At 36.1% G+C, this 7,900-nt stretch carries 5 protein-coding genes; 4 read left to right on the forward strand and 1 reads right to left on the reverse strand.

Annotated elements, in window-relative coordinates; translation table 11 throughout:
* The first annotated feature begins 696 nt into the window (after nt 1–696).
* From ispG to ACFIJ7_RS01450, 3 genes are all read left to right on the forward strand, one after another.
* Nucleotides 697–1,938, forward strand: coding sequence for a flavodoxin-dependent (E)-4-hydroxy-3-methylbut-2-enyl-diphosphate synthase (gene ispG, locus ACFIJ7_RS01440; RefSeq protein ID WP_375635501.1), 1,242 nt, complete (start codon nt 697–699; stop codon nt 1,936–1,938).
* Nucleotides 1,939–2,277: 339 nt separating this feature from the next.
* On the forward strand, nt 2,278–3,429 hold the full coding sequence (locus tag ACFIJ7_RS01445; RefSeq protein ID WP_375644442.1) for an MFS transporter: 1,152 nt from the start codon (nt 2,278–2,280) through the stop codon (nt 3,427–3,429).
* An 807-nt stretch (nt 3,430–4,236) separates the two neighbouring features.
* Nucleotides 4,237–4,455 carry a hypothetical protein gene (locus tag ACFIJ7_RS01450; RefSeq protein WP_375644443.1) on the forward strand — a complete coding sequence of 73 codons (219 nt, stop codon included), beginning with the start codon at nt 4,237–4,239 and terminating at the stop codon, nt 4,453–4,455.
* A 1,747-nt stretch (nt 4,456–6,202) separates the two neighbouring features.
* Here ACFIJ7_RS01450 and ACFIJ7_RS01455 read toward each other — a convergent pair.
* The gene (locus ACFIJ7_RS01455; protein WP_375635505.1) at nt 6,203–7,105 is read right to left on the reverse strand and encodes a polyprenyl synthetase family protein; all 903 of its coding nucleotides are present in this window, start codon (nt 7,103–7,105) and stop codon (nt 6,203–6,205) included.
* A gap of 426 nt (nt 7,106–7,531) precedes the next feature.
* Between ACFIJ7_RS01455 and rpmF the strand changes: the two genes are divergently transcribed.
* On the forward strand, nt 7,532–7,759 hold the full coding sequence (rpmF, locus tag ACFIJ7_RS01460) for a 50S ribosomal protein L32 (protein ID WP_375644444.1): 228 nt from the start codon (nt 7,532–7,534) through the stop codon (nt 7,757–7,759).
* Nucleotides 7,760–7,900 lie beyond the last annotated feature (141 nt).

Below are 7,900 nucleotides of genomic sequence, written 5' to 3' on the forward strand. Positions count from 1 at the left end.
TGATGGTGTTTGTTAAGGATGTGAGGTAAAAAATTTTACAAAATGGTGTAGAATTCATTCTATCATCTTTATTTCATAAAGATGTAAGTCGGTATCTTCATTTTTTTGTTTGTTTAAAGTGTTGGGATAGCTTTTAGCACTTGAAATAGTTTATAAAGAATTTTTATCTACATGTTCTCTTGCGGCTTTAGGAGAAGTGGTATTGATTGATTCAATTAAGAAGATTTAAAATGAGAAAATCTTACGATATTTGGGTTTTCTATTCAAATTTGTAAAAAATAGATTATTATAAATCAATGTGTTGGATTAATTTGGCGGTGTCTTTCATGCAATTTTTAAAAATTGCGCTTTGATAGGCGTTATCTGTTGTGTTGTAAAACACGTTTTGCGATGACGTGGATGTACGGTATCGGCATGCAACTTAAAAATACAGTATTGTCTCTGTTTGGTTTCGGTTTCTTTTTGAATCACCCAAGTGTAGAAGTATAAACTTGAACAGAAGTAGTAAAACTTATCCGGTGCGTCTATAGGATGAATCGCACCTATGAGTTGAATTGCATCAGTGGTTAGTAGGTGGAACCTTTTGAGAGTAATCTGTTAAGATTGGGGGGCGGTGTAATTTTCGTCCTTTGAAGCGCGGAGGAAGTCAATGTAAATGATGATTGATAGCGCAGGTTTTAAAAATTTGAGGACTTGATGAGTACGACCTATTTTTTATCTAAACCACTTGAGCGTCGTCGGTCTATTGGTGTTGCTGTTGGTGATGTGATCGTTGGGGGGCAGAGCCCGATAGTTGTACAGTCAATGACCAATACGGATACGGCTGATGTTGATGCAACTGTTGCTCAAGTGGCTGCTCTTTGGCAAGCTGGTTCACAATTGGTTCGGATTACTGTTGATCGTGATGAAGCGGCGGCAGCTGTACCAAAAATACGGGAGCGATTGGAGAGGTTAGGATTTTTTGTACCATTGGTTGGGGATTTTCATTATATTGGACACAAGCTTTTATCTGAGCATCCTGCGTGTGCTGAGGCGCTTGCAAAATATCGCATCAATCCTGGAAATGTTGGTTTTGGCGCAAAAAAAGATCGTCAATTTGCAGAAATTATTGAGATTGCTTGTCGGTATCATAAACCTATTCGCATTGGCGTGAATTGGGGCTCTCTTGATAATGCGTTGTTAACACGGCTTATGAATGAAAATGCACAGCAAGAAAATCCTTTATCGGTTGCTGAAGTGATGCGGGAAACTGTTGTGCAGTCTGCTCTGCAATCGGCTCTTTGGGCTGAAGAGATGGGATTGGGACGTGATAAAATTATTCTTTCTGCTAAAGTGAGTGATGTTCAAGATCTTATTGCTGTCTATACCACCTTGGCGGCACGTTGTGATTATGCTCTTCATTTGGGATTAACGGAAGCTGGGATGGGAACAAAGGGCGTTGTTGCTTCTTCGGTGGCTTTGGGTATTTTATTACAGCAAGGTATTGGCGATACGATACGAATTTCCTTAACACCAAAACCTGGTGGTGATCGGACACGAGAAGTAAAGGTGGGGCAAGAACTTTTGCAAGTGATGGGTTTTCGGCAATTTTTGCCCGTGGTTGCGGCTTGTCCTGGTTGTGGGCGCACAACCTCAACGGTCTTTCAACAATTGGCGCAAAAAATTGAAGCAGATTTATACAAAAATATGCCTATTTGGCGTGAAAAATACCCTGGCGTTGAAAGTTTGAAGGTTGCCGTGATGGGATGTATCGTCAATGGACCGGGGGAGTCAAAACATGCGGATATTGGAATCTCTTTGCCTGGAGTGGGGGAAAGTCCTGCGGCACCTGTTTTTATTGAGGGACAAAAGGTAAAAACTTTGCGGGGTGATCACATTGCTGAAGAATTTGAAGCGCTTTTGAGTGATTATATTCATACACGCTTTGGACAGGGTTGAAATAAATTCTTGGAGTGCATTTTTTCTTCATTAAAGGCTGTGTTTTTGCTTGTAAATCAATATCAGTCTTCATTGTGGTTGCATGTTGAGAACAAGATGATTATTCATAAATTGAGGCGCTTCTTCATTGGTTTCAAGCATTTCTCCTTGATAATACTGTTTTCAAACAGATCCAATAGCAAACTAAACGTGACATTATTTCCAGAAATTTTCAGGATATCAAATTGATAGGATTGGAGATCCGCATAGCGGCTATTGCCATATTTGTCATAAAATTTAAGCTTTTATCTTTATATAAAAGGATGTATTGACACCTTTCGTGGCGTTATTGGGGAATAGATGACAAATATATTAGCGTTTGGATTTTTGTTTAACGGTATAAGAATTTTAACAGGTGCCTTTATTGTATTTTATATGCTTGAAAAAGGGCTAACTCTTATTGATATCGGGATCATTAAGTCGTTTCAGGCTTTTATTATGATGGTTACAGACATTCCTCTGGGATATTTTGCCGATAGAAAAAGTTATAAAATATCGATCGTTTTGGCAGCGGCTTTTGCTGCTACATGGCTATGTCTCATGGGATTTTCTACAAGCTTTTATGGTTTTCTTTTGGCAGAATCTTTTAATGCCTTATCGCTGACATTGATTGCTGGGGCTTATAATGCTTTACTTGTTCAATATGCAAAAGCAAAAGTGACATCGACTAAAAAAGTGCTGGGAGCGAGCTCTCAATATAATTACATCGGCATGTTTATATTCAGTTTAATTGGCGCATATTTTGCTGATTATTCTAGCCAATATATATGGTATATCGCGGCGTTTTTAATGTTGATGACAACACTATTTGGTTTGTTTTTTCTTGATGACCTGAAGGGAGAGAAAAAAACAAATAAAGCGAATTCTCTCATTTATGATGCTAAAGAGATGTTGTCTATTTTTATTAAAGTTCCTTATATCTCTTTATGCTTTTATTTTTCACTGATCTTTTTCAATATATTCTCGCAGTATTGGCAGTGGATATTTAAAGATCATAATATTAATGTCACTTATTTTGATCTTGGTGTGACATTTTCACTGATATTGCTCTCTCAGCTCTTGGCTAGTTTTCTCTTTACAAAACTAAGTGAAAGAGTGAATTTTATTTTATTGCTGTTTCTTTTGGGTTCACTGATTTTTACAGTGGTTTTCTTTGAGCCGAAAAAAGAAATTGCTGTTATTTTAGTCTGTATGATTTTTTACTTAATTAAGTATACATATCTGCGTGTAGAAGTTGTTTTGCACGATAGTATTAGTGATCATTTCAGGGCTACATATGAATCTTTCTTGTCAACTGTTGGGAGATTTAGCTTATTGGTATTTTTTTACATGAGTGCGTATATGGTCGATATATTTGGCTTTTTCTCACTCGTTTATATTTTGGGTATCTATTTATTGGTTTATCTGTTGGCAATGTTTTTTTTAGAAGGAGCCCTAAAGAAATCTCAGTGAAAATAGTAACGTATTTCACGTGTGTTTCATGGGGTTTATAGTGGATCAAGGCTTTTATTTATTAAGGCGCATCATTGTTTTTGCATGTTGAATGGGAAAGCAGAATGTTATCCGTTATTCTTATTTCAAATCTATGTATGTTGAAGCAATCAAAGTCATCTGCTTGTACGTTATAAATGGGCGTGGCATCACAATCATTAAAAAAATAAAAATGCTTCTCATGAATATTGCACCAAGAGTTGCTGACAAGATTGGACGCTGATAAAGAAAATGATTGTGCTGGATTATATGCTTATTAAGGAATGGTGATGGAGCAGTTTTCCCATTTTCATTGGTTACTTGCTGGTAACACTTTATCTCATTAGAGCTCATTAAGCAGTCGGACAATTTTAGCCTGTTCAAAAAGGCTTTCCTCATGACCGATTTTATTGTTGATATATCTAACGCGTTTTATTTCTGTTTCCTTTAAAATATGAATGATCTTGTTGAGATAACGGCATCTTTCATTCTCATTTTTGAGTATTTTCTCTTTGGTTTTGGTCTCTGTATTGGTATTATTGGGATGTACTCGCGTGGATAGTCTAGAGCAGTACAATAAACTTTACGAAGAATAGATAAATGGAAAATAAGAGGCTTTTGAACATTTTCAAAAACAAGAGCAAGCAAGAAACTTCGTATATAGCCGTGGTTATCAGAATATAGCGCTCAAATTTGATATTATATGGCATCATCACAGACTTATTGTTTTATGTGGACGCTTTGTTAATTTATTGCGCGGTGAATTATAATGAGGAGATGTCATGGGCAATGTTTCCTAATGTCATAAGCAGTTTGCGTTATGACTATAATTGGAGAGAAAACAATTTTATTTGGGCATATAATATGTCTATGAACTCTACGGATCCCATGATTGATTATGCGAAAAAATTTCTTAATTCTTCAAGCGGAAATGGCATTAGCTCAATAACACAAGTTATTGACTTTGTGTCTAGTATGGAAGCTTGTCATAATGAAAACACTAAATAAATAGCGGGTTTTTGTATAGAGCTCAATACGATATATGGCATGATGAAACCAAGAAAAACTTACAAATGACATTTAATGGGTAATGGGCAAAATTCTCTCGAAGGATATTAAATGGCTATGATACTCTATTGATCGTCACGATATTTTCTTAGACATGTTGCATGTTTTTTGTTATGTCTTCAAAAGATGGACGCATTTTCCAGCTTTGGCAACAGGCATAGGTTCACTTACAATGATGCTCTTCATCTTAATAAGAAAATTTCACTTAAAGGAGGAAATTTACACTTAGCTTGAAAAAAGTACTTATTATAAATTAAATTGCGCTATTATATTAATAATAAGGCCTTTTTTATCTTTCTGTTTTAATGATCATTCTCTGTTTAATCTTATCAATTCTCTTTTTATGCGATGAATTGAATAAACGAGATAAAGAGCGTGACGAATTAAAGTTCTACAGTGATCGTGATTATTATTAAATTGAAATTATTCCATAGTTTTGTAAAAATGTTTCTACTTTTGAAGGAGCGCGCCGACACTATCATTCACTTTGCTGTCCCCTAATGTTGCTACAGCTCTTGGCTCTTGAGACGATTCATAAGAGGTATTTTTTAATCCGTTCTTTGATGTTTTTCCCCACGCGGCTTTCTCCGTTTGTGAGGTGCAAGCAAATGATTTTGATTGATTCAACATACACAGATTGAAATGAAAAAATCCTACGGTATTCAGAGTTCTAATTCAATATGAATAACGCTGAATTATCATTATAAATAAATTATTTGTAGCTTTTTTGCGAAGAAAAGAGAGATTAGTAATAATACTGCTTTGGTCTTTCGTTCTATTGAAATTGATGACTTTATTTATCCTATTATGCCGTAATACACTGTCATTTGAGGGGAGGTGAAGGTTGTCTGTTTGACACATTAAATATTTTAAAAATTGCATGGTGAATATTCTTAAGTCTTGTTTATCGAGTCTTTAGTTTAAGTGAATCGCATGCGTGGAAAGCTAGAGGAACTTACTCGGTTAAGAATCTAGACTGTTTACAGAGCAGATTGGGTTAAAAAACTTTGTTCTTTGAGGGTGGCATAAAAATCAAAATAGCCATTGTGTTCATTTTTTTCTGATATTTTAAATACGGGCTTCAAAAAAATGATGCTTGAACTAAACAACGAGTACTTTTGTAAAAGTGTTTTTAGAGATCAAGCAATACACGAGTGAATTTACAGAATGTAACCATATTTGATCTTCTATAACAAGATAGCGTGGAAAGGCATAAAAATTACGATTCTCTACTGAGGGCATTTACTTAGGGCATTGTACTTCTTTTATTGTTTTTTACGGGTTTATAAAATGCCTTGTTTGATACTTATCCTGTTTATTTTTTGCCTTATCGTTAGAAGATTAAAGACATGAAGGAGAAAACGAGTTTTCTTCTTTTTGATCGTTTTTATTCGGCTTTAAAGCATCCACGGTAATATCTTTTAAAGCATGGTGATTGCGCATTGTTTCACATTTTCTTTCGTTCATTCTTTAATGGAAGGTATTTTTCATGCAAAATGGGATACCCAGAATGCACTTGTGTTATAAATTCACGCGGTTTGTTTTAATGAAATCCCTCTCAAGATTTGTCGCACCCATTTCATGATAAGGACTATAATGGAGATTAATGGTAACGTTTCTTTGAAAAGTCTATTATGCATTCAACAAAGGTGATGTTTTACACTATGTGCAATGGAGCAGATGAAGTTTAATTTTTGCGTCTTGCACTAAAGTGTGCTGCTTGTTGGAGGGGGAGTGCTTTAGCGCCAAAAGGATGTAAGAATGCTTCTGCTTTACTGATAAGTGTATCTCGCTTTTTTTGGGTTTCTTCAATGCCATAAAGATGAACAAAAGTTGCTTTTTGTGCCGTTTCATCTTTCCCAGCAGTTTTTCCTAGGGTTTGCGTGTTGGCGGTGACATCAAGAAGGTCATCGGTTAATTGAAAGGCTAAACCAAGATAGGTACCAAAATCAGTAAGCTTTTCGGTTAATTCTTTAGATGCATTGCCAATGATGGCGCCTGCTTGGCAAGCAAAGCTTATCAAGGCTGCTGTTTTCATGTGTTGTAGAGTGATGATGTCACTACTTCCTTGCGGTTTTTTTTCAGCTGCAAGGTCCAGCATTTGTCCACCTAACATACCGCCAAGTCCTGCCGATTGTGCAAGAGACGTGATCAGTTTGATTCTAATGTCTGTAGATAAAGTACTGGCTTTATGGGCAATGATTTCAAAGGCAAATGTTAAGAGAGCATTGCCTGCTAGAATTGCTGTTGCTTCGTCAAATGCTATATGGACGGTGGGTTTTCCACGCCGGAGTATATCATTATCCATAGCGGGAAGATCATCATGAATGAGCGAATAACAATGGATACATTCTAAGGCACATGCAACATCAAGAGAATGTTCTACAGGGATATCAAAAAGTGCAGCGCTTTGAATCACAAGAAAAGGACGCAGGCGTTTTCCACCGTTCAGCACGCCATAGCGCATGGCTTTGATTAAGTTTTTAGGGCGTGAAATTTCACCATTTTGGATTTGATCACTTAACAGGGTATCAAGCCGCTTTTCAACGGTGTGTCCATGTTTTGCAAGAAGGGTAGTAAATTCGTGCATTCTTGCTTCCTTTGTTTTTACAAAAATGAAATTACGAAGTTTTAAAGAGAAATGTTGTCGCTTTTTCTTGTTTTCATAAATTGGCGTCGTTTTTTATTAAAAATCAATTTCTCTTTTTATCCGTATCTCTATTGTATGTGCAAATCCCTTTTTAAGCCAAATAAAAATTGAATGAAGGTCTTATGAGAATGCTTTCATTGGCGTATAAAATTTTCAAATTTTGCGGTGTTTTTGATATTCATTTGATCATTTTGACATCATTTTTGATAAAAAGAAGGTCATTTTTGGTAAGAGGAGGAGCATTTTGACATTGCCTCTTCTTGTTTATCAGTGTATAACATCTTAAAATTTTATGGTGTTTTTAAATGAAGCATTGTCATTTTTGACATTGCTTTTTCTGTTTTAATGGATTTGGAGTGTCTTTTTATGGCTGTACCTAAACGAAAAACCTCTCCAGCGAAGAGGGGCATGCGCCGTTCGGCTGATGCTCTGAAGGCGCCGACTTATATCGAAGATAAAAATTCTGGTGAATTACGTCGTCCTCATCACATTGATTTGAAAACGGGAATGTATCGCGGGCGTTCCGTTTTAGTGGTTAAAACTTTAGCGTTTTATCTCTTTTCCAGTAGTAAGCTTCTTTTGATTCATGAGTGAATGCACGTTTGTGGCGTGCATTTTCGCTTTAAGATGGATGTTGAGGTGTCCTTATGTGGCCCTTATCACATTGATTTGAAAACGGGAATGTATCGCGGGCGTTCCGTTTTAGTGGTTAAAACTTTAGCGTTTTATCTCTTT

It is taken from the genome of Bartonella sp. MR100HLJHH (genome assembly GCF_042194215.1).
Lineage (GTDB): Bacteria > Pseudomonadota > Alphaproteobacteria > Rhizobiales > Rhizobiaceae > Bartonella > Bartonella grahamii.

Excerpts from the sequence above, each read along its gene's own strand:
- ispG (WP_375635501.1), top strand. The coding sequence starts at position 697 with ATGAGTACGACCTATTTTTTATCTAAACCACTTGAGCGTCGTCGGTCT.
- ACFIJ7_RS01445 (WP_375644442.1), top strand. The coding sequence starts at position 2,278 with ATGACAAATATATTAGCGTTTGGATTTTTGTTTAACGGTATAAGAATT.
- ACFIJ7_RS01450 (WP_375644443.1), top strand. The coding sequence starts at position 4,237 with ATGTTTCCTAATGTCATAAGCAGTTTGCGTTATGACTATAATTGGAGA.
- ACFIJ7_RS01455 (WP_375635505.1), bottom strand. The coding sequence starts at position 7,105 with ATGCACGAATTTACTACCCTTCTTGCAAAACATGGACACACCGTTGAA.
- rpmF (WP_375644444.1), top strand. The coding sequence starts at position 7,532 with ATGGCTGTACCTAAACGAAAAACCTCTCCAGCGAAGAGGGGCATGCGC.